This window comes from Pararhizobium sp. (assembly GCF_965279435.1).
Taxonomy (GTDB): domain Bacteria; phylum Pseudomonadota; class Alphaproteobacteria; order Rhizobiales; family Rhizobiaceae; genus Pararhizobium.
On the sequence record NZ_CBDIHY010000003.1, the window covers coordinates 2,734,491 to 2,752,967 of the forward strand.

The window sequence follows — 18,477 nt, forward strand, 5'->3', positions numbered from 1 at the left end:
GCAGGGCAGCAAACGCGGGATTTATGCTCGGGTGGTGTTGCCACAGAGGTTAACGCGAGGCCGAAAACCACTTGAAATCCAGCGCTTACACCCCATTAACCACAAAAGACAAAGCCCCGGCGATTTGTCCCGGAATGGGACTTTGAGGGCCTTTCGCGGGATTTGTCGCAATTTCATTTATCCTTTCATTAAGCCGCCAGTGCGAAATTCGGATGTGCAAAGCGATTGTTCAAAAAGTCCGTTTCCGGTCATGTATGAATACTTGCTTATAAAAGGACGGAGCCATGACGGGGTCCGGAAAAGAACGAGCGTACAGGGTTAGACGTTGAGAGTATTGCGTAACATTGCTGGCAGGATGGCGTCTCGCATCGACGACGCCGCACGCCTTTGGCTGCCCCGCCAGCTGGCGGGAGAGCCGGAGGCAAGCCGCGAGTTCGCCGTCGTCCGGGCGGTCGCCGCCACTGCTCTTGTTGCCTTCCCGACCGTTCCTCTCGCTCTGTCCGTCGCCTTGCCGGTTTCGCTGGCCCTGCCGGTGGGTGCTGCCCTGGTCGGTGCTTCAGCCCTGATCGCTGCCGTCGGCGGCATTGCCTATCAGCGCAACCGCACGCCGGCCCATGCCATTGGCGAAACCCGGGAGACCTCCATCGACACTGGCGCCCGCCACTATGATTGTTTTGCCGGTCTGGTGACGATCCACGATATCCGCGGCTCGGTCACATCCGTTCATGGCCGCGATGCCGAAACCTATCTCGCCTGGATGCGCAATCCGGGCGGCCGTGGGTTTATCGAACAGATTCACGTTTCCGATCGCATTCTCTTCCTGCAGGCCATCGATACACTGCGCCAAGGCAACCGCCAGGCGACCATCGACATCCGGCTGGAACACCCCAACGTCTTTGCCGGCGGCGAGCAGTTCGTCCATATGCGCTGCGAAATGACGGCACTTGGCGAGGCGGAAGGCGAGTTCTCCATCCTCGTCCAGTCGCGCGACGTGTCCGAAGAGGCGCGTCTGCGCGCCGAGGCGATCTACAAGACCGGACTTGCCGAGACGGCCAACGATGCCAAGACCCGGTTCCTCGCTGCCGTCAGCCATGAGCTGCGCACGCCGCTCAATGCCATTCTCGGTTTTTCCGACATCCTGTCCGGCGAGTATTTCGGCAAGCTCGAAAACGACCGGCAGCGCGAATATGTTTCGCTGATTAATCAGTCGGGCCACCATCTTCTATCAGTCGTCAACACCATGCTCGACATGAGCAAGATCGAGGCCGGCCGCTACGAGCTGATCCCCGAGCCCTTCCGGGTCGCCGATGTCGTCAATGCCTGCGAAGCCATGCTCGGCCTGCAGGCGCGCGAAAAGGGCGTTCAGCTGACCAGCCGGATCATGCGCAGCGTCGGCGAAGTCAATGCCGACCAGCGCGCCATCCAGCAGATTCTGATCAACTTGGTCGGCAATGCCATCAAGTTCACCGATCGCGGCGGTCTGGTCACCATCGACGCCGAAATCGCCGGCAGCAATCTCAACCTGATCGTCAGCGATACCGGCATCGGCATCGCCGAAAACAAGCTGTCGATGCTCGGCCAGCCGTTCGTGCAGATCCAGAACGACTATACCCGCAAGTACGAAGGCACCGGCCTTGGCCTGTCGCTGGTGAAGGGCCTCGTCGCTCTGCATGGCGGGCAATTCGATATCCGCAGCCGTCCGGGCGAAGGCACTGTGATCACCGTGACGATCGCGCTCGACGGCTCCGGTATTGTCGGCATCGACGAGCAGGAAGCTGTGGAACAGACAATGGTGGAGTTTCCGCCGCGCCTGAAGGAGCGTACGCGGGTAAAGACGAACGGTAAGGCCCATCCGGAGATGAGCCGGAAGGATGCCGATGGAATGAACGGGGGTGCTGGTCATGACGGCTCGCAAGCGAAAACAGCCTGAGAAGAAAAAGAAGGCGCAGCGCGGCCCCGGTCTTGTGACCGTTGGCCTGGCGATGCGCGGTCTGACCTTCGCCGGCCGCCTGGCGTCGCGCAATCCGCGCGCCTTTGGCGGTTCGCTGGCGTTTGCCATCGCCTTCAGTTTTGTTGCCGCCAATGCCATGTGGTATCAGCCGGGCGCCCATCCATCGCCGTTCATGCGCACGCGCCTGCCGTTTGTCGATCCGCAAGCCGCCAAGGCTGCTGCCGAAGACGACAGCCTTGCACCGCGCAAGGTGACGACCTTCGTCATTCAGCGCGAGGACGAGGAGCAGCAGACCGCCAGCATCGAGCAGCCGAAACCGCAGCCGGAGACGGATGCGGAAACCGTTTCGCAGATCATCCAGTCTGCACCCGCAGCAACGCCTGCGACCGACACGGCACTGGTAGCCGGTATCCAGAAGGAACTGGCGCGCCGGGGCTTTTACGACGGCCCCGCCGATGGCAAGACCGGTCCGAAAACATCGGCGGCGATTCTGCGTTTTGAAAAACAGGCGGGCAGGACAGAAACCGGCTCCGCCAGTGATACGCTTTTGGCGGCCCTGCAGGGCACAGGCAGCACGCAGCCGGCAAAAGCGAAATCGCTTGCTTCGGCAAAACCGGCGCAGCGGCCCTATGAGAACGTCAAGGGCGGCAAGGGCGAGCTCGATCCGGTGGCTGCGGCGATCCGTAATGCCGAGATCGATCCGCAATATATCCCCAAGGTCGATATTCCCGCTTCCAGCGAACTGGTGATGAACATCCAGAAGGGTCTGAGCAATCTGGCCTATACCGATGTCTCGGTCGATGGTGTGGCCGGTGAGCAGACGCGAACGGCCATCCGCCATTTCGAAAAGCACTACCGCCTGCCCGAAACCGGACAGCCGAGCGACAAGGTGCTGAAGAAAATGAAGGAAATCGGCGCGCTCTGAGTTTCCCGTACCCGTTGCAGTTCACCAAAATTCCCGTTTTCGCTTCGTTAACCCTGTTCGCATAGGTTGTATCCGGGTTGAGGAGAATTGGGATGGTGACGACGGCTTTGCGCATACCTATGCCCGGAAATGAGCCGGGTGAGGACGATAGCGATGTGGGCTCAGCGAGCCTCGGACGTGTCATCGCCGATCTGGCCCGAGAGGCCGCTGGTCTTGGCATCGACCTTGTCGATATTGCCGGCGCCATCCAGGATGCTGCGGCGCTGTCTGCCCGCCATGTCGATATCTTTTCCAGCGTTACCGCAACCGCCCGCTCGATTGCCGCCGCCAATGGCGAGGTCGCCCGCTCGCTGCGCGAAACCGATGCGTCGGCCACCAGCGCCCGCACGGTGCTGGGCGAGCAGGGGACGCGGCTGCAGGGCTCGCTGCTCGAAATCGACCATATGGTCGCAACGACACGGGAAATAGGCACGGAAATTTCGTCCTTCTCCGGCGCATTATCCGAGGTCGACCGGTTTGCCGGCGAGATCGGCACCATTGCCCGCCAGACCAACCTTCTGGCGCTGAACGCCGCGATTGAGGCAGCGCGCGCTGGCGACGCGGGCAAGGGCTTTGCCGTGGTCGCGTCCGAAGTGCGGGCGCTGGCGCTGCAGACATCGCAGACCACCGCCTCGATCCAGAAGACGCTTGGCGAACTGCGCAGTCGCATCGTGCGGTTGACCTCTGCGGGCGAGCAGGCCTCGGCCTCGGCGAACGGCGTCAAGGAAAAGGCTAGCGAGATCCAGGGCTCCTTTGCCAGCCTTGAACAGGTGATGTCGGCGATCCTCGACAGCGCCTCGTCCGTCACCGGAACCACCGATGCGGTGGACCGGCAATATGCAGCCTTTGCCGAGCAACTGACGGGTATCGCTGCCGAGATCCATACATCGAGCGGCGCGCTGAAGACCGCTTCCGCCCGCGTCGATGCCGTCGTCGCGGTCTCTGAAAAGATCATCCAGGTGACGGCGAGCGCCGGGCTTGAAACGCCCGACAGCCCCCATATCCGCACCGCCAGCGCGGTCGCAGCGACGATTTCCGGGGTGTTTGAGCGCCATGTCGCGTCTGGCACGATCAGTATGGATGCCCTGTTTGACCGGCAGTACCGGCAGATCGCGGGTAGCAGTCCGGTGCAGATGACCACCCGCTTTACCGAGTTTACCGACCGCGTTCTGCCGGCCATCCTCGAGCCGGTCGCCATGTCCGACGAGCGTGTCGCTTTTTGTGCGCCGATCGACGAGAATGGTTATCTACCGACCCACAATCGCAAGTTCTCCCATCCGCAGCGGCCCGGCGATACCGACTGGAATACCGCCAACTGCCGCAACCGCCGCATGTTCAATGATCGGGTCGGCCTTGCCGCAGGCCGCAGCACCGAGCCTTTCCTGGTGCAGACCTACCGGCGTGACATGGGGGCCGGGAATTTTGTGCTGATGAAGGATATCTCTGCCCCGATCTTCGTCAACGGCCGGCACTGGGGCGGGTTGCGGCTGGCGATCCGGGTTTAACACCGGCACAATGAACGGGAGATTGGTTAGGGGGAGCAGGGATGTTTGCGCCTCCGCCCGCACCGGTGTATCAGCCATCCATGCGCCTGAAATCCGAAATCTTCGTGTCTGCCCTCGTCCGCCGGGTCTTTGGCCTTGGCGCCTATGCGGCCGTGCTGCGCAAGGGCGCAGGCGAGGCAGGGGCGATCTTCATCCGGCAGCGGTCACGTCAGGGCACCGAAACGCTCTATGCACCGGCACCGCAGAGTTTCTTCGATGAAGAGGCATCCGGCCGCCTGTTCGAGATACGGCTAGACAACGTGGATGCCGATGCGGTCGATCAGGCGATCGCCCGCGAAATCCGGTTTGATCCGGATTGCTGGGTGGTGGAGATCGAGGTGGATACGCGCGGCGATCTGTTCGACGTCGTGACCGAAAAGCCCAATTGAACCTGTGAAACCTCAGCGGCCGCGGCCGAAGGTCCGTTTCTGCTGGATGTCGGCGGCAACGTGGGCCGGGTCCTGGCGGGCCGCCGTCTGGCGTGAATCGTTGCCACGGTCCGGTGACAGGTAGGCCTGATGTTCGGATGGGCCGACCGTATCCTTCTGGTCCGACTGCAGCCAGGCCTGAACGCGGACGCGACAGGCTTCTGCGGTCAAGGAGGCGAGCAGTGCTTCGCCGCGCGTGCCGCCACCGAGCCGTTCGGTGAGGTCGGGATAAAATGCGCAAAGCACGAAAAGACTGTCATCGGCGTGCATGTCCAGCGCCGTCAACGTGGTGGCGAGCTGCTGGCCGGATATGTCGAGCAGGATGCGCTCGCCGAGTTCACCCGTAGAGGACAGTGCATCCGACAGGCTGGCCGCGAAGAGATTGGCCTCGCCGGAGCGGGCGAAGCGCACGAGCAGCGCCTCATGCAGCGGGTCCAGTGGCGCAATGGCCGGCAGGACAGATCCGGTTTTCTGGGGGACGCGCGCCAGCGATTTCAGATCGCCGCGCAGTTTTTCCTCGCGCAGCAGTTTTGCCGTGGTCATGTCCTGCGCCGTCGCCTCGGGCTGGCGCTGTGCCGGCGCGTCGGCAGTCCGCGCGGCCGGGGAGGCCTGCAGGGCAGGAGCGGCCGTCTTTGCCGGTGCGGCAGCGGTCTGGCGGCGCTCGACGAGGGCATCGACCACATGAACCGAAAGATTGTCGCGGCGGGCAATGGCAGTGGCGTGCGCCTGCCCCTGGCTGCGGATGACCTGCAGCAGTATCGCATCATCGATCGAGGCGGAGCGGGTAAGGAAGATCGCTGCAATGGAAATCGGCGCATTGCCAATCTGCAGCGCCACCGATGGTGGCACGTGCTGGCATTGGGAAAGGGCGGCGGCGGCCTGACGGCGGGCCTCGTCGCTGGAGGCGGAAAACAGCGGGTCGAACAGTTCGGAGAATTGCTTGAGATCGATCCGGCGGGGACGGCGCAGTCCTTCAAAACCGGTCACGGTCGCCATCAGGACCACGTCCTTCAGCCGCCCTGCCTGCGGTCTTTCCAACTCACGAAACCGGTCCGCCACGGATACACCCACTCATACGCACAACACATTGTCCCGATTTCGGACGTGCCGGCATTGCTGCTTGTCCGAAAGGGTGGCGAAATTTCAGTCATGGACGATGGGAACGTTTTCGAACGCTGTTGGCGTTACCCCTGTTATCAACGCTAAGGTGCTGAAAACATTGGTGCCAATGAAGGCGATGCCGACCCTGCCGATCATGGCTGAATGATCATTCGAGAATAGGGCGACGTGGTTAACATTCCGTTTACCGGACCAAATCGGCAGCGCTCTTAGGCACGGCCAGCTGCTTTTGCACAGGTTTCTCCGGCGCTTCGGCCTGCGGATCGTCATTATCGATGACTGTGACGACGCAGTTGCCAGTGATATCCGCCAGTTGATGATCGGCAGCATCGGCAATCGCGATCAAAACCTCCTCGCGGCTCCAGCCGGCCAGATGGGCTTTGTCGACGAGCAGCGTCAGGGTGGGATAAACGCTTCGCGCGCATTGTCTACGGCGATATTCGCCGGCCCAGTGCTGCAGAGGACTTAGAAACATGGTGTTCTCCCGTCAAGAAAGAACAACCCCTGCGCGATGATTTGGTTCCGCTAAATCGACTTCCGTGTACTCCGTCCTGCTGACATGAAAACGGGCGGCTTGATGCCGCCCGTTCTGCCGTCGTTTGGATCGAACTTAGTTGTTGCAGTTCACGTCGCGCGGATTGCAACCTCCGCCGCCATCGCCGCGGAATCTGGGCCGGTCGTTACCGCCTTCGATCTGCTGCTGACTGTTATTCCGGCGTTCGATCCGCTGCTGATTATTGTTGTCGCGCTCAACCTGCCGCTCGCGGTTGTTGTCGCGTCTTTCGATCTGCCTGCCTTCATTGTTGCGGTCACGATCGCGAGGACGCTCAAACTGCTGCTCGCTATTGTTGTTGCGGCGGTCGATGCGTTCGCGGTCCCGTTCGCGGCGATTGTTCTGTTCATTTTCGAACTGCCGGGCATTGTCGTCGCGGCGGCGTTCGATGCGTTCCCGGTCGCGGTCACGGCCCGGGCGCTCGATAACGATGCCGTCATTATTGTTGTAACGCGGCCGTTCATAGGTGTTGTAGTCGCGCCGTGGCCGGCGATCCGGATTGACGCGGTCCCTGTCGCGGTCGCGGCGGTAATAATCCCGCTCGCGATAGAAATCGCGGTTGCGGTAGTTGCGATCCCAATAGTTTCCGAGTTCGAACGTGACCAGCGGAATGCCGAGCGAACCGTAATAGTCCGGCTCGACGTAAACGCGGCGTTGCTGGTACTGGGCCTGAACATAACGGCCAGCGACCCAGCCGCGGCCGTTATAGAAGGACACGTCGCACCAGGGCATGTCGGCAAGGCAGCCGTGAATTTCGAGCGGCGTACCGACCGGAATGACGGTGACGGCCGGGTAGCGCGTGCTGGGGCCGGAGCGCATGTTGACATTCGCCGTCGCAAAACCCTCTGCGGCCTGAGCGATGGCTGGCAGCATGAAAACGGTTGCAGCAGCGGCTATCACCATCAGTGCTGATTTGAATGAATATCGTCGCGGTATGATCATCGGTTTTCCATCCCTATCCATCCGGCGGACCCTGACAGGTGCTGTCGCGCGGTTTCCTTCAAACACCGTTGTTTTTGTGTCTTTTTTGAGGTCTTTGCGGCCCTGGCGCTTATCTTCCGCCCAGATAAACGTTAACATAAGCTGCTTCGTTCCGCGTTCGCGCGGCAATATGAATGGCGTCGGAACAGATGTAGCGTTTCACAGTTTTATTGATCGAAAAATACGCCAGAGAGTACATGGCTGGTGCTGCTTTGTCGGGAACCAAATCGCCGCTGATGCGTTTTGGGAGCATTGAAAAAGGAGCCCTGACCATGGTCGAAAAGAAATTCGCAGCTGTGCCCAACGATGCAGAAATCACTGCCGAGATCGAAGCCGGTACAGCAAAGGCCGATCTGGAGAACCAGCTGGCCGAGCTGCGTGCCGAAATCTCGCGTCTGACCGATTCCGTTTCTGCCATTGGCAGCAGCGCCAAGGCGGTTGCTGCCTCGGAAGTCGAGGTGCTGACAGAGCGGCTGCGTGACCGCATTCGCGAAGAACCCGTTTCGACACTGTTGGCAATTGCCGGCGTATCTTTCGTCATCGGCCTGCTCGCACGGCGATAAAATCCGCCGTCAGGGTGTTTCCTGCGAAACTCCCTTGCATGAGCATTCGTCTATATTGGTTCCTGCAAGGCGGGAACAGTGTCCGGTGCCGTCGCGCCGGACATATCCATTTTGGGGTATGACCGGGACAGGCGCTGTTTCGGTCAAATTGTAGTCACAACCGTTAAGGCGCTGTTAACTATCGTATGGCTCAATCTGACGGCGCGTGATGTGCTTGGATATCATCGGCATTGTCGCCTTTGAACTGGCACGTGGACTGGCATGAAATCCGGAATTCCCGGAAGAAGGAGCAACGAGAAAGGCGCAGATGCCCAACGCCGGATGGCCAAAAGCCTGAAGACATTGGGACGCGCCAGCCCGCGAAGCGGGCAGGGTGAAATCAGTACGGTAGTTCATCCGTCTCAACCATTTTTGGAGACGAGCATGGCAGAGGTTATCAGTCTGGAGGACCGCCTGGTGCGGGCACCGCCAAAACCATCGATGGGTCCGATTGCGCCAAGCAATGCGGTCATCCTGTTGTTTACCGGCATCCGTTACGAGCGGCTGGACGGTCACCCGGGTGATTTGCCCTCGAAAAAGACCCCAGGCAGAGCAAAGAAGCATTGATATTTTAGCCGGCTCGATGCTTTACGGCGAGGCTCCGGCGTTTGATTGAATTGTCTTTTTATAATTTCTTTATTGAATACCGCCGCCGTTGGGCGCGGGGGCATTTTCCAAACATTATCGCCGGAACGGCTCGCAGCTGGATTCGGCCAGAAAATTGCGCACGGTTTCCTCATAACTGTCCGTCGGTGCAAGCGCCCGAAGGACGGCATAGCCTTCCTCGTCGGGCATCGCCACCATGATCGACTGCGCGAGGCTTGCGGGCGGCGTCTTTCTCAGATCAACGAGCTGGATCGGGGTGGCCATGACCAGATCGAGATTGCCATTGACGGCCGTATGGTCGTTCATGCTGAAAATCTCGTTGGAGTTGGCGTCATAGATCGCCAGCGACCAGAACGGTACCGCGCCCTTCGCGACGAAGCGGGCCGGCCCGGCATCCACCGAAAATCCGCAGACGGCGACCCTCAGGAAAGGATCGTCATTGGCAAGGCCGGTCGGGCCGGGCTCACTGGTGAGTGGAAAGAAACTGTCCATCTCATAGAGGCCGAGCACCCGGCTGTAGGCGTCCCTGCCGGTAAATTGCGGCAAAGCCAGAATGATGACGATATGCAGGAGGGCTGCACCAACCAGGCCGACAAGGATGGCAAAAAGGGTGCTACGCATTCGGGCACCCCGTCTTGACGATCTTCGGCATGGCGAGATCGATGAGACCGGAAGAACCGGCCGTCGGAGTGTCGAGCAGGGTCAGCACCAGCTTGAAGGCGCCGGAGCGGCGGATGGCCAGCCAGTTGTCCGGCTGGGCCACCGGCGAGACATGGATGACGAAGGAACTGTCGGGCTGGCGCAGCACCGTCCAGGCATTGGTTGCCGCCGGCAGTTCCGCGGCGATCTTCATCGGCTGGTCGTTGGCATGGGTCGCATACAGCGTCCAGAAGCGCGCAGGCGGGGTCATGCCGGAGATATCATAGGTGCAGTTGGAGGCCAGCTTTTCGCCGTTGCTGTCCATTGCCGCAGTAAACTGCAGGCCTTCGGCGCCGCCATAGAGCAGCTTGCCGGCGCGTGCCCGGTGGGCCTTGGCATAGGGATCGGTGTTTTCCGTCTGCGCGTCGGGAAACGCTACCCAGGGGCCAAGCGCAATCGCCCCGAACCCGACCGTGGCTTTCAGGGCCGACACGCTCGAAACGATGCCGACGCCAAAGGCGACGGACAGGGCAAGAGCGACGAGGAGGGGGATGCGGAACAAGGGCTTTACCGGGAATGCGCGAGGACTGATGGGAAGTTGTGCTTTGAGCTTGGGGTTTCATACCCCTCTCTGTCCCTCCGGGACATCTCCCCCACAAGGGGGGAGATTGCCATAAATTTCTTAGGCCACCTTACGGATGGAGTACTGAATTCCCGACCGATCTCCCCCCGTGTGGGGGAGATGTCCCGAAGGGACAGAGGGGGGCGTCTGAGCGAGAGGCCGGCCGTCGCAATTACTATGAAAGCACAGACATCACCGCGCGCCATCCCGGCCTCCCTTGGCGATGGTGCCGGTCGGTTGCGGGTCGAGTTCGGCGACCTTGCCGGGGATTTCGGCCGGAGCCGTCAGAGGCGGGGCGGTGTTGAATTGTTCGCCGAGCGATTTTAGCAGCCGGGTGACCTCGGAGGAAAGCGAGCGGGGGCGCACCAACGGGGGCAGGGCGTTTTCGTCGGCTGGTTTTGCGGCAGCGGTTTCGGTTTGCTTCTTCTTGGCATCCGGCCCCGGCAGCGGGTTTTTGATGCCGGGGATGGCCCGGTGCTCGATGCCCTGTTCGGCATAGTCCATCAGCCGCTTGAAGGTGATGGCTGGCAGCGAGCCGCCAGTCATGTTGTTGGTCGAGGTATAATCGTCGTTTCCAAACCAGACGGCGGTGGTGTAATCGCCGGTGAAACCGACGAACCAGGCATCGCGGTACGCCTGCGTCGTGCCGGTCTTGCCGCCGGCGATGATGCCGTTGTCGAGCGCTGCCTTGCGGGCCGTGCCGATGATCGGGATCTGGGTCAGCATGTAATTCATCGAGGCATTGGCCTGCTCGCTGACGACGCGCTTGGCAGGCGGGGTATCGCGATTGAAATCATAGAGGATATCGCCGTCGTAATTGAGGATCTGGCTGATGCCGTGGCGGCGCGATTGCAGGCCGCCGGCCGGAAAGACGGCGTAGGCGGTTGCCTGATCCATGACGGTGACTTCGGACGTGCCGAGCGGCATGGTCTTGTCGGTTCGGATCGGCGTTTCGATACCCATCTTCTTGGCGGTTTCGGCAATGATCTCGGTGCCGAGCGTATCCTTGGCAAGGCGCACCGGCACGGTGTTGATCGATTTGGCGATGGCGGTCAAAAGCGTCACCTTGCCCGAATAGCTGCCCTTCGAATAGTTCTGCGGCGACCAGCCGCGCCAGGTGATCGGCGCATCGCTGATGGTCGATTCCGGCTTCAGTCCGGTCTCCATCGCTGCCGTGTAGGTATAGACCTTGAAGGACGAGCCCGGCTGGCGCAGCGCCTTGGTGGCGCGGTTGAACTGGCTTTCGCCATAATCCCGGCCGCCGACCATGGCGCGCACCGGACCGCCATTCTCGATCATCACCATGGCGCCCTGCTTGACCTTGTAGGTCTCGCCATATTGGCGGAGGCTGGATTCGACGGATTCTTCCGCCGCCTGCTGCAGGCCCATGTCGATGGTGGTGCGAACGACCAGCGAGTGCTGGGCAAACGGCGTGGCGATGCGCTTGGTTTCGTCAAAGGCCCAGTCGAGGAAGAAATCCGGGGCTGTGACCTCGGCGCGGTCAATAACCTTTGCCGGGTTGAGGCGCGCGGCAATCACTTGGCCCTCGGTCATCAGCCCGCCCTGGACGAGATTGGTCAGGACCTCGTTGGCGCGGGCGCGGGCGGCGGGCAGGTTGACATGCGGCGCATAGCGGGCAGGGGCCTTGAACAGGCCGGCGAGCATAGCGCTTTCGGCCAGATTGATATCGGTGATGTTCTTGCCGAAATAGAATTGCGATGCGGCTGCCGCCCCGAACGTGCCGCCGCCCATATAGGCGCGGTCGAGATAGAGGCGCAGGATTTCCTTTTTCGACAGGTTGCATTCGAGCCAGACGGCAAGGAAGGCCTCCTTGATCTTGCGCTCGATGGTGCGCTCGTTCGACAGGAACAGGTTTTTGGCAAGCTGCTGGGTCAGCGTCGAGCCGCCCTGCACGACGCCGCCGGCGCGCGCATTGATGGTCATGGCGCGTGCAAGGCCTAAAAAGTCGATGCCGTAATGATCGAAGAAACGGCGGTCTTCTGTGGCCAGAACCGCCTTGACCAGCGTATCCGGCAATTCATCGACCGGCACGGAATCCTCGTGGATGATGCCGCGATGGCCGATCTCGTTGCCGTAGCGATCAAGGAAGGTGACGGCGAAATCACCTTGCGCCCGCCAGTTGCCCTTGGTGTCCTCAAAGGCCGGAAGAGCGAGCGCCAGCATCAGCACCGAACCGGCGGTGCCCCAGGTCATGCCTTCGCCGAGCACCTCGAAAACCGCCTTTTTCCAACCGCGCACGCGAAAACGGCGGAAGAAGATGGTGATGTCTTCCCACCAGACGCCAAGCCGGAAACCGGCATTCCAGACGGTCGAATCGATCCAGGAATCGATGCGCAGCAGGATATGGCGCTTCCTTGGACGATCGTCCTTCGGGGCGTTTTCCGGGTTCGGGCTGTCGTCTTGGCTTGGATCCTGCAACTTTGTCGCGTCCTGATGGCTACACGTCCCGGCCGATATTTGCATGGGCCGGGTTTCTATTCTACGTCGATATCGGTAATGAGCCTTAAAAATCCGGCAATGTTTTGTAAAATTGTCGCCGAAATCCAACCGATGGAAGAATAAGCGTCATGGGCGAACAGCCCTTCTGGAAGACAAAAACGCTGGCCGAGATGACGGGCGCGGAATGGGAAAGCCTGTGCGACGGCTGCGGGCTCTGTTGTCTCAACAAGCTGGAAGACTGGGACACGGGCGAAATCGCCTGGACCAATGTCGGCTGCACGCTGCTCGACGGCGAAAGCTGCCGGTGCAAGGACTATCCGAACAGGCAGGCGACGGTGCCGGACTGTATCCAGCTGACGCCGGAAGAGGTGGAGACGCTGACCTGGCTGCCGCCGACCTGCGGCTACCGGCTGGTGCGCGACGGGATCGATCTCTACTGGTGGCATCCGTTGGTATCCGGCGATCCGGACACGGTCCATCAGGCGGGCATCTCGGTGCGCGGCCGCACGGTTTCCGAAGATGATATCGACGTCGAGGAGCTGGAGGATTATCTGGTGGAATGGCCGCTGACGGTGGGCGAGCACGCTGGGCGTTAAGCCTGTTGCGCCGGAGCCGCCGGTTTTAAAAGGTCTTTCGGCGCGACGTTGCGCCAGGCGGTATCCATCACATGGGCGATAATGTCGTCTTCGGCGTCGGCGAAGTAGACGGATGTCCAGCCCTTCAGGCCCCAGCCGCCGGGAACCGCAGCGCAGACGCCGGGCTCGGTTTCGAGGAACAGTTTCTGCTGGCCTGGGGTGAACTTGACGACGGCGCGACCGGCTTCCGGCAGGGACATGAAGATGCGGTTGCCAACGCGAAAGTCGCGTTTGCCGAAATGGGCGCTTTCAACCGCGCCCGGCAGGCCCAAAGCCCGCTTTTCCAGGTCCTCGGTTCTCATCGGGAAAGTGTAACACGCATCCCATATAGCGCAAATTCAAGAAAATAATCCTAATAGGAAAATAATCCTTGACGGCGTGACGGTCGTTTGGTAGGTTTATGGCACAGTCGGAAAAGTGGGCGAAGCGGGATGCTTCGGCACTCTTGCGGCGCCGATATTACCGGCGCGGGACGACGGATTTCCTTATCATTTGAGATCGCGGCCCCCTCATCCGGCCCTGCTGGCCACCTTCTCCCCGCGAGGGAGAAGGTGGCCAGCCGCTAGTGTCGCGGTCTCAGCGGTGAGATCTGCTTTTTATAGTGGTCACCCCACCCCGGAGCTGCGCTCCGACCCTCCCCCTCAAGGGGAGGGTGAGTTTCAAGGGACATTCCTATGACGTCTGATCTGGATTTCGATCCGGCGCTGTTTGGCCTGTGGCCGAAGGCGCCGGTCTATGGCGGGGTGTGGCCGCACGAGGCGGATGCCGCGCTGGAGGATGTTGCCCGGCGGGTCATCCTCGAGACCAAGGCGGAAGCCGTGTCGCCGCTCGATGATCTGCAGGACATGCTGAACGGCATGACGAAGGAATTGCGCGAGCAGATGCAGCAGTTCCAGCGGCTGCGGCGTCTGGCTGATGACAAAGCGGAGGCGGCGGGCGAGGAGATCGACCGCAAGCTGGTCCAGGCCGACGCCAAGGCGAGCATCGAGGCGATGTCGGTGATCGTGCGGACGCTGGAAAAGATCGACAGCCTGCAAAGGCCGATTGCGCATGACCGGCAGGCAGCAGCGGATACCGCGTTCGACGAGGCCAGCTACAACGCGTTCGTTGCAGAAATCGATCAGCGCGTTGAACAACGCGCCAAGGAACTCTTCGCCAAATATATCGCCGATGCCGGAGACAGCGGTCCTCATCTCGACGGCCCCGCAACAGCGGGCGACCAAACGCCCGGAGCCCCGCGTGGATCGCCTGAAGACGAAGGCCGAGTTTCGCCATCTCGAAAAGAGGATGCGCAAGCATAAGCTCCTCGTGGAGCGTCTGAACCTTCTGCGCGCAAGGGCCGCTAGAGAGACGCGCCTTTTGATGGGCGAGATGGACGGTGCAGCAATCTGCACTCAGCTGCAGGTCTTGCCGCGAGTGGAGAACGTCAACCGCAATGTACCTGCCGAAGACGAACAAATGCCTGCTGCCGATTTGAATACGGATGCTGCCGGAGTGGAAATATCGGCTGACGTTTCCGAAATGCCGGGGCAAGGCCTTCAGTCACGCGGTGGCATTGGTAGCGCGTCTGGGGTGGCTTCCAACACAATAGAGGCGGGCCGCCTTGAACGGTTTCGCAATCTCGTCGCGTACTCCCGGGACTGGTCGAAAACGGGCCGCTCCGAACAAAAACCGCCGGACGGCGATTGGCGGGTCTGGCTTTTGATGGGCGGGCGCGGCTCTGGCAAGACGCGGGCGGGGGCAGAATGGGTGCAGGAGCTGGCGGCCGGAAAGACGGCGCGGCCGGGATTGCGGATTGCGCTGGTGGCCGAGACGCTAGGCGATGCGCGCGAAGTGATGATCGACGGCGTGTCCGGTATCTGCCGGATTGCGCGAAACGTCCGGCCGGACTTCGAGGCGTCGCGGCGCAGGCTGGTCTGGCCGAATGGTACGGTGGCGCAGATCTTTTCCTCGGAAGACCCCGAAAGTTTGCGCGGACCGCAATTCGACTATGCCTGGTGCGATGAACTCGGCAAATGGAAGCATGGGCAGGAGACCTGGGACATGCTGCAGTTTGCCCTGCGGCTCGGGCATCATCCGCGTGCGCTGGTGACGACGACGCCGAGGCCGGTGCCGGTTTTGAAGGCGCTGATCGCCGATCCCGGCACCACAACGTGCCGGATCAGGACCGGCGACAATGCGGGGAACCTGGCGCCGGGATTTCTCTCCGCCATGGCTGGACGCTACGGCGGCACGCGGCTGGGAAGGCAGGAACTTGACGGCGAGATGATCGAGGATCGCGAGGATGCGCTCTGGTCGCGCGCCGGGATCGAGGCACTGAAACTGCGCGATACCGGACCGCTTGGCCGCATCGTTGTGGCAGTCGATCCACCAGCCGGCATGGGACGCGAATCCTGCTGCGGCATCATTGTCGCTGGGCTCGATCGCGCCGGGCGCGGTGTCGTGCTGGCCGATTGTTCGGTCGAAGGCGCAAGCCCGGCTGGATGGGCTGGGGCGGTGGTTCGGGCCTTCAGGCGTTTTGACGCCGACCGGATCGTCGCCGAGGTCAACCAGGGAGGCGACATGGTCTCTGCCGTACTGCGCGGCATCGACGCGCAACTGCCGGTCACGGCCGTCAGGGCGTCGCGCGGAAAGTGGCTGCGGGCGGAACCGGTGGCGGCACTCTACGAGCAGGGCCGCGTGGTGCATGCCGGATCGTTTCCGGCTCTGGAAGATCAGATGTGTGATTTTGGGCCGGATGGATTGTCGTCCGGACGTTCGCCGGACCGGCTGGATGCACTAGTCTGGGCGCTGACGGCCCTGATGCTGGACGGTGGCGGTGAGCCGCGGGTCAGGGGAATTTGATAGGGCTGGAAGGCGGGTGGCGATGGATCGATGTTACGAGCACTTGGCGGTCACCACACCCCGGAGCTTTACTCCGACCCTCCCCCTCAAGGGGAGGGTGTCGTGCGGCAGAACTGTCGAATTATTTCGCGGCTGTGGTGGCAGCGGGCTTGGGTGCCGCCGATACGGTTTGGCGGATCTGGCGCCATTCGTTTTCAAGGCGTTCGAACTGGGCCTGGGAGATTTGCTGGGCCGGCATGGGCGATCCTTTCGTTCTTACTGCAACGACCGACAACGCAGGCCGAGGCGGAAGGTTCCGCTCCGGTTGTGCGCTGGCGAAACGAAAAATCTGGAAACGATCAGCGCTTGTCGTCTTCGGTACTGGTGGATTTCGGCGCGGGGGAGGCGTTTGCACGCATCTGCTGCCAGGCGTTTTCGAACCGGTCGAGGATGTGCTGCGGTACCGTCGAGCGGGTGGTGTCGGCCTGTATCTTGCTCTGAGCGTTCATGCGATCCTCCTCGATCAAGGCAATATCATATTGCTTGAATCCAGATTTCACATCCCAAACCCAAAGTAAATCAGGGCATTAAACAGTTTAAACGATTTAAATTGGTTAAATCGATTTAGAGTCACGACATTTTTCAAGTCTTGTGGCCGGAAACGGAGGATAAATGCTCTTTGCGCGAAAAACCTTCTTCGATGCGGTGCGTGTTTCCCTGTTCGATGGTGTCCTGAAAAAGCACCAGGTGACGGGGCTAACGGCTATTCTCGATCGCGGCGGAGTTGCAGCAGGGATCGACGATCGCTGGCTCGCCTATATGCTTGCGACTGTCCATCACGAGACCAGCCGGACGATGCAGCCGGTGCGCGAGACCTTTGCCAAAAGCGACGCGCGGGCGATCGTCCTTCTCGACAGCGCGTTTGACAACGGCCGGCTGCCTTCTGTGTCTGTGCTCTACTGGCGGCGGGATGCGGAGGGGAGGAGCTGGCTCGGGCGTGGGCTGGTGCAGCTGACGCACCGGGTCAATTACGAAAAGATGGCGCTGGCGACCGGGATCGACCTGGTGTCCCGGCCTGAGCGGGCGATGGAAATGGACGTTGCCGTCGACATCCTGTTCATCGGCATGCAGACCGGCGCGTTTACGGGCCGCAGGCTCGGGCAGTATTTTTCCGCAAGCAAAGAGGACTGGACCGGCGCGCGGCGGATTATCAATGGCCGCGACCGGGCGGAACTGGTGGCGGGATACGGTAGGCGATATCTGGCGGCGATCCGGTTGGCCGGGGCGGCGTAAGCGGTATCGGTTTTCGTTCCGGTTTCAGGCCGCGCCCGGGCGGCATTCAAGGATAGCGAGACATGAAGAATCCATTCCGTCTGCCATGGCGCCGCCCGGTGGAAAGCGACCCTTTACGGGAAACAAAGGCTGCCTCAAGTTTCATTGCCATCGCGCAGGAGGGGCGGGCGCACTGGACCGGGCGATCCTATGCGGCATTGGCCCGAGAAGGGTTCATGCGCAATCCGGTTGCGCACCGGGCAGTCAGGCTGATTTCGGAGGCTGCGGCGAACGTGCCGTTGCTGGTCTACGAGGGAACGGAGGAGCGGAGCGAGCATCCGGTTCTGGCGCTGCTGGCACGGCCGAACGGGCGGATGGGGGGGCATGATTTCCTCGAGACGATGTATGGCCATCTGTTGCTGTCCGGCAATGCCTATGTCGATGCGGCCGAGATCGGGGGCGTGGTGCGCGAACTGCATCTGCTACGGCCGGACCGGGTGCGTATTCTCGAAGGGCGGGACGGCTGGCCGGAGGCTTACGAATATCGGGTCGGCAACCTGGTGCGGCGGATTTCGGCCGGTGAGGACGGGCTGCTGCATCTGAGGCTCTTTCATCCGCTCGACGATCACCTGGGTTTTCCGCCGCTGGCGGCGGCGCAAATGGCGCTCGATCTCTCAAACGCGGCGGCGACCTGGAACAAGGCGTTGCTCGACAATTCGGCCCGGCCTTCCGGCGCTTTGGTCTACCAGCCGAAGGAGGGCGGCAATCTCTCTGCCGACCAGTATGACCGGCTGAAAAACGAACTGGACGAAGGCTATTCCGGTCCGATCCGCGCCGGACGGCCGCTGCTGCTCGAAGGCGGGCTCGACTGGAAGGCGATGGGGCTTTCGCCGAAGGACATGGATTTCGTCGAGGCGAAGAATGGCGCGGCGCGCGACATCGCGCTTGCCTTCGGCGTGCCGCCGATGCTGCTCGGCATTCCTGGCGACAACACCTATGCCAATTACCAGGAGGCCAACCGGGCGCTCTACCGGCTGACCATCCTGCCGATGGTTTTTCGCACGGCGGCAGCATTGTCGGGCTGGCTTTCCGGGCGGTTGGGCGAGACGCTGAAACTGGTGCCGGATCTCGACCAGGTGACTGGGCTGACCGGCGAACGCAGCGAGGTCTGGGCACGGATGAAGGACGCGGATTTCTTGAGCGACGAGGAGAAGCGGCAGGCGGTGGGCTATTGAGCGCGGGACTTGAGGGCAACGCGCGTTGCTGGTATTTTGTTAT

The 18,477-nt window shown here is 61.5% G+C and carries 20 protein-coding genes; 12 read left to right on the plus strand and 8 right to left on the minus strand.

Features of this window, described 5'->3' with window-relative positions; translation table 11 throughout:
- Window positions 1-355 precede the first annotated feature (355 nt).
- The 4 genes from ACQY8Q_RS18840 to ACQY8Q_RS18855 all read left to right on the plus strand — a co-directional run bounded on the left by ACQY8Q_RS18840 (window position 356) and on the right by ACQY8Q_RS18855 (window position 4,848).
- Window positions 356-1,930, plus strand: coding sequence for a sensor histidine kinase (locus ACQY8Q_RS18840; RefSeq protein ID WP_428429817.1), 1,575 nt, complete (start codon window positions 356-358; stop codon window positions 1,928-1,930).
- Window positions 1,902-2,876 carry a peptidoglycan-binding domain-containing protein gene (locus tag ACQY8Q_RS18845; RefSeq protein WP_428427967.1) on the plus strand — a complete coding sequence of 325 codons (975 nt, stop codon included), beginning with the start codon at window positions 1,902-1,904 and terminating at the stop codon, window positions 2,874-2,876. Before ACQY8Q_RS18840 ends, ACQY8Q_RS18845 begins: the two co-directional genes overlap by 29 nt.
- A 92-nt stretch (window positions 2,877-2,968) precedes the next feature.
- Window positions 2,969-4,420: a methyl-accepting chemotaxis protein gene (locus ACQY8Q_RS18850; protein ID WP_428427968.1), complete on the plus strand. Its 1,452-nt coding sequence runs from the start codon at window positions 2,969-2,971 to the stop codon at window positions 4,418-4,420.
- A gap of 80 nt (window positions 4,421-4,500) precedes the next feature.
- Window positions 4,501-4,848 (plus strand): DUF1491 family protein, encoded by a 348-nt coding sequence (locus tag ACQY8Q_RS18855; RefSeq protein WP_428427969.1) that lies wholly within the window; start codon window positions 4,501-4,503, stop codon window positions 4,846-4,848.
- Between the two features lie 12 nt (window positions 4,849-4,860).
- Here ACQY8Q_RS18855 and ACQY8Q_RS18860 read toward each other — a convergent pair whose 3' ends face one another.
- The 3 genes from ACQY8Q_RS18860 to ACQY8Q_RS18870 form a co-directional block, all read right to left on the minus strand.
- Window positions 4,861-5,883 carry a DUF2336 domain-containing protein gene (locus ACQY8Q_RS18860; RefSeq protein WP_428427970.1) on the minus strand — a complete coding sequence of 341 codons (1,023 nt, stop codon included), beginning with the start codon at window positions 5,881-5,883 and terminating at the stop codon, window positions 4,861-4,863.
- Between the two features lie 307 nt (window positions 5,884-6,190).
- On the minus strand, window positions 6,191-6,481 hold the full coding sequence (locus tag ACQY8Q_RS18865; protein WP_428427971.1) for a hypothetical protein: 291 nt from the start codon (window positions 6,479-6,481) through the stop codon (window positions 6,191-6,193).
- A 135-nt stretch (window positions 6,482-6,616) separates the two neighbouring features.
- Window positions 6,617-7,432, minus strand: a complete 816-nt coding sequence (locus ACQY8Q_RS18870) for an SH3 domain-containing protein (protein ID WP_428427972.1) — start codon at window positions 7,430-7,432, stop codon at window positions 6,617-6,619.
- Between ACQY8Q_RS18870 and ACQY8Q_RS18875 the strand changes: the two genes are divergently transcribed.
- The 3 genes from ACQY8Q_RS18875 to ACQY8Q_RS18885 all read left to right on the plus strand — a co-directional run bounded on the left by ACQY8Q_RS18875 (window position 7,431) and on the right by ACQY8Q_RS18885 (window position 8,709).
- Complete coding sequence (locus ACQY8Q_RS18875) at window positions 7,431-7,796, plus strand: hypothetical protein (protein ID WP_428427973.1); 366 nt, start codon at window positions 7,431-7,433, stop codon at window positions 7,794-7,796. The genes ACQY8Q_RS18870 and ACQY8Q_RS18875 overlap by 2 nt on opposite strands.
- Window positions 7,797-7,812: 16 nt before the next feature.
- Window positions 7,813-8,103: a hypothetical protein gene (locus ACQY8Q_RS18880; RefSeq protein ID WP_428427974.1), complete on the plus strand. Its 291-nt coding sequence runs from the start codon at window positions 7,813-7,815 to the stop codon at window positions 8,101-8,103.
- 423 nt (window positions 8,104-8,526) lie between these two features.
- Window positions 8,527-8,709, plus strand: a complete 183-nt coding sequence (locus tag ACQY8Q_RS18885) for a hypothetical protein (protein ID WP_428427975.1) — start codon at window positions 8,527-8,529, stop codon at window positions 8,707-8,709.
- A gap of 114 nt (window positions 8,710-8,823) precedes the next feature.
- On the opposite strand, the gene ACQY8Q_RS18890 is transcribed toward ACQY8Q_RS18885, so the two are convergent.
- The 3 genes from ACQY8Q_RS18890 to ACQY8Q_RS18900 form a co-directional block, all read right to left on the minus strand.
- On the minus strand, window positions 8,824-9,369 hold the full coding sequence (locus tag ACQY8Q_RS18890; RefSeq protein WP_428427976.1) for a DUF1254 domain-containing protein: 546 nt from the start codon (window positions 9,367-9,369) through the stop codon (window positions 8,824-8,826).
- Window positions 9,362-9,949 (minus strand): DUF1214 domain-containing protein, encoded by a 588-nt coding sequence (locus ACQY8Q_RS18895; RefSeq protein ID WP_428427977.1) that lies wholly within the window; start codon window positions 9,947-9,949, stop codon window positions 9,362-9,364. Before ACQY8Q_RS18895 ends, ACQY8Q_RS18890 begins: the two co-directional genes overlap by 8 nt.
- Window positions 9,950-10,201: 252 nt before the next feature.
- Window positions 10,202-12,448 (minus strand): transglycosylase domain-containing protein, encoded by a 2,247-nt coding sequence (locus ACQY8Q_RS18900; RefSeq protein WP_428427978.1) that lies wholly within the window; start codon window positions 12,446-12,448, stop codon window positions 10,202-10,204.
- Between the two features lie 149 nt (window positions 12,449-12,597).
- On the opposite strand from ACQY8Q_RS18900, the gene ACQY8Q_RS18905 reads away from it, so the two are divergent.
- On the plus strand, window positions 12,598-13,065 hold the full coding sequence (locus tag ACQY8Q_RS18905) for a YcgN family cysteine cluster protein (RefSeq protein ID WP_428427979.1): 468 nt from the start codon (window positions 12,598-12,600) through the stop codon (window positions 13,063-13,065).
- Here the strand turns inward: ACQY8Q_RS18905 and ACQY8Q_RS18910 are convergent.
- A complete protein-coding gene (locus tag ACQY8Q_RS18910) occupies window positions 13,062-13,406 on the minus strand; it encodes an MmcQ/YjbR family DNA-binding protein (RefSeq protein ID WP_428427980.1) in 345 nt (114 codons plus the stop codon). The two genes, ACQY8Q_RS18905 and ACQY8Q_RS18910, sit on opposite strands and share 4 nt — an antisense overlap.
- 372 nt (window positions 13,407-13,778) lie before the next feature.
- On the opposite strand from ACQY8Q_RS18910, the gene ACQY8Q_RS18915 reads away from it, so the two are divergent.
- The gene (locus ACQY8Q_RS18915; protein ID WP_428427981.1) at window positions 13,779-14,405 is read left to right on the plus strand and encodes a hypothetical protein; all 627 of its coding nucleotides are present in this window, start codon (window positions 13,779-13,781) and stop codon (window positions 14,403-14,405) included.
- Between the two features lie 220 nt (window positions 14,406-14,625).
- Window positions 14,626-15,948: a DNA-packaging protein gene (locus ACQY8Q_RS18920; RefSeq protein WP_428429818.1), complete on the plus strand. Its 1,323-nt coding sequence runs from the start codon at window positions 14,626-14,628 to the stop codon at window positions 15,946-15,948.
- A 338-nt stretch (window positions 15,949-16,286) separates the two neighbouring features.
- On the opposite strand, the gene ACQY8Q_RS18925 is transcribed toward ACQY8Q_RS18920, so the two are convergent.
- Entirely contained in the window at window positions 16,287-16,436 is a 150-nt protein-coding gene (locus ACQY8Q_RS18925) for a hypothetical protein (RefSeq protein ID WP_428427982.1), read from the minus strand.
- A gap of 163 nt (window positions 16,437-16,599) precedes the next feature.
- On the opposite strand from ACQY8Q_RS18925, the gene ACQY8Q_RS18930 reads away from it, so the two are divergent.
- Window positions 16,600-17,220, plus strand: coding sequence for a hypothetical protein (locus ACQY8Q_RS18930; RefSeq protein ID WP_428427983.1), 621 nt, complete (start codon window positions 16,600-16,602; stop codon window positions 17,218-17,220).
- Between the two features lie 62 nt (window positions 17,221-17,282).
- On the plus strand, window positions 17,283-18,434 hold the full coding sequence (locus ACQY8Q_RS18935; RefSeq protein ID WP_428427984.1) for a phage portal protein: 1,152 nt from the start codon (window positions 17,283-17,285) through the stop codon (window positions 18,432-18,434).
- Window positions 18,435-18,477: the final 43 nt, after the last annotated feature.

Excerpts from the sequence above, each read along its gene's own strand:
- ACQY8Q_RS18840 (WP_428429817.1), top strand. The coding sequence starts at position 356 with ATGGCGTCTCGCATCGACGACGCCGCACGCCTTTGGCTGCCCCGCCAG.
- ACQY8Q_RS18845 (WP_428427967.1), top strand. The coding sequence starts at position 1,902 with ATGACGGCTCGCAAGCGAAAACAGCCTGAGAAGAAAAAGAAGGCGCAG.
- ACQY8Q_RS18850 (WP_428427968.1), top strand. The coding sequence starts at position 2,969 with ATGGTGACGACGGCTTTGCGCATACCTATGCCCGGAAATGAGCCGGGT.
- ACQY8Q_RS18855 (WP_428427969.1), top strand. The coding sequence starts at position 4,501 with ATGCGCCTGAAATCCGAAATCTTCGTGTCTGCCCTCGTCCGCCGGGTC.
- ACQY8Q_RS18860 (WP_428427970.1), bottom strand. The coding sequence starts at position 5,883 with ATGGCGACCGTGACCGGTTTTGAAGGACTGCGCCGTCCCCGCCGGATC.
- ACQY8Q_RS18865 (WP_428427971.1), bottom strand. The coding sequence starts at position 6,481 with ATGTTTCTAAGTCCTCTGCAGCACTGGGCCGGCGAATATCGCCGTAGA.
- ACQY8Q_RS18875 (WP_428427973.1), top strand. The coding sequence starts at position 7,431 with ATGAAAACGGTTGCAGCAGCGGCTATCACCATCAGTGCTGATTTGAAT.
- ACQY8Q_RS18870 (WP_428427972.1), bottom strand. The coding sequence starts at position 7,432 with ATGCTGCCAGCCATCGCTCAGGCCGCAGAGGGTTTTGCGACGGCGAAT.
- ACQY8Q_RS18880 (WP_428427974.1), top strand. The coding sequence starts at position 7,813 with ATGGTCGAAAAGAAATTCGCAGCTGTGCCCAACGATGCAGAAATCACT.
- ACQY8Q_RS18885 (WP_428427975.1), top strand. The coding sequence starts at position 8,527 with ATGGCAGAGGTTATCAGTCTGGAGGACCGCCTGGTGCGGGCACCGCCA.
- ACQY8Q_RS18890 (WP_428427976.1), bottom strand. The coding sequence starts at position 9,369 with ATGCGTAGCACCCTTTTTGCCATCCTTGTCGGCCTGGTTGGTGCAGCC.
- ACQY8Q_RS18905 (WP_428427979.1), top strand. The coding sequence starts at position 12,598 with ATGGGCGAACAGCCCTTCTGGAAGACAAAAACGCTGGCCGAGATGACG.
- ACQY8Q_RS18910 (WP_428427980.1), bottom strand. The coding sequence starts at position 13,406 with ATGAGAACCGAGGACCTGGAAAAGCGGGCTTTGGGCCTGCCGGGCGCG.
- ACQY8Q_RS18915 (WP_428427981.1), top strand. The coding sequence starts at position 13,779 with ATGACGTCTGATCTGGATTTCGATCCGGCGCTGTTTGGCCTGTGGCCG.
- ACQY8Q_RS18920 (WP_428429818.1), top strand. The coding sequence starts at position 14,626 with ATGCCGGGGCAAGGCCTTCAGTCACGCGGTGGCATTGGTAGCGCGTCT.
- ACQY8Q_RS18925 (WP_428427982.1), bottom strand. The coding sequence starts at position 16,436 with ATGAACGCTCAGAGCAAGATACAGGCCGACACCACCCGCTCGACGGTA.
- ACQY8Q_RS18930 (WP_428427983.1), top strand. The coding sequence starts at position 16,600 with ATGCTCTTTGCGCGAAAAACCTTCTTCGATGCGGTGCGTGTTTCCCTG.
- ACQY8Q_RS18935 (WP_428427984.1), top strand. The coding sequence starts at position 17,283 with ATGAAGAATCCATTCCGTCTGCCATGGCGCCGCCCGGTGGAAAGCGAC.